The sequence below is a fragment of the Acinetobacter sp. TUM15064 genome (assembly GCF_008980265.1).
GTDB lineage: Bacteria > Pseudomonadota > Gammaproteobacteria > Pseudomonadales > Moraxellaceae > Acinetobacter.
In genome coordinates this window covers 1-1,350 of record NZ_BKFU01000147.1, presented here as the reverse complement: position 1 = coordinate 1,350, position 1,350 = coordinate 1, and the positions used below count along the sequence as shown (strand labels likewise).

General features: G+C 38.3%; 1 protein-coding gene. It reads left to right on the top strand.

The features are described 5' to 3' along the window. Positions 1 to 82 precede the first annotated feature (82 nt). Positions 83 to 994: a LysR family transcriptional regulator MumR gene (gene mumR, locus GBI16_RS18100; RefSeq protein WP_086208409.1), complete on the top strand. Its 912-nt coding sequence runs from the start codon at positions 83 to 85 to the stop codon at positions 992 to 994. The last annotated feature ends 356 nt before the right edge of the window (positions 995 to 1,350 follow it).

Genomic DNA, 1,350 nt, shown 5'->3' with positions numbered 1-1,350 from the left:
TTTTGTAGACTGAAGTATCATCACTTAAAAAGAGTGGTAACTACTGTACGATAACTGGAATCGAATAAGGACAAGATTTAAGGTGAATTTAAAAAGTCTAGAGGCATTTTATTGGGTTGTGACCTTAAATAGCTTCAATAAGGCTGCTGCAAAATTACAAACCACTCAGCCTGCGGTTTCCCAAAAAATCACTGCTCTAGAAAATGATTTAGGTTTTAAAGTCCTTGATCGCGGTTTTCGACAGCTTAAACCCACCCATAAAGGCATGACCCTGTTTAAATATGCTGAAAAGTTTATGCGTTTGGAAACCGATTTGGTGGCCGAGCTAACTGAAAACCAACACCTCACAGGAACGATTCGTTTAGGTGTTTCGGAGACGATTGTTTATACGTGGTTGGTTGAATATATCGAAAAAGTACAAAAAGAATTTCCCAAAGTTTCTGTGGAAATTGTGGTGGATTTAACTCCAAATTTGCAAGAAGGTGTGCGTACAGGGGATTTGGACATGGCCTTTTTACTGGGCCCGACTTTGGCTTTCGAGTGTGTAGAGCAGGCGCTGTGTGACTTTGAACTGAGTTTTTTGGCGGCTCCATCTTTTAAAGGTGGTGTAGGTCAAATGTCTTTTAAGGCATTGATGTCGCATACCATTTTAACCTATCCAAAAATTACCTATCCCTATAAAGAGCTCAAGGCCAAAATGAAAGAACAGGCACTGGATGAGCCGCTTTCAATTACCAGTTATTCGCTTGCGACCTTATTGCGTCTTGCAGAGCAAGGGTTAGGGATTGCCGTTGTGCCGACCTTAACGGCGCTAAAGGAAATTACCGATGGTCGCTTAGAAATTTTGAATACCCCGATCCAGCTCAAAACCTTTCATTTCACCTCGATTTATATGCAAGGCAATGATGCAGCCTTGAAAGAGAAATTAACCGATGTCGCAGTCACTGTTTCTGAAAGTGCAATGAAAAGACTGCTTGAGAAAATTAAAAAATAATTGAGGCGTACCAGTTTTTTGACAAGTGAAGTTACTTTATCTCAAAACGTAATTTGTTTGAAAAACCATAAAAGCAGCTTATCGTGCGTGATAAGTAAAATTTATCATTAGACTTTTAATAAATAAAAAACATTAAAATACAGCTATTTGAGTTTAATAATTGATTTAAAAAGTCGTATTGTTCCTCGCGCTTGCCTATGATCTTATTTCAAATAGACGATTTGATCCACCATGGCTTTGGTTGGGCAACAGGGAATCTTTGTCAGTTAAAGGAATTTAAGAACAGAATTTGCAAACAAAATGATGTTCTTGGTTCAACTTGAAAATAGCGTTATTAAGCTCAAATGGACGAGGAA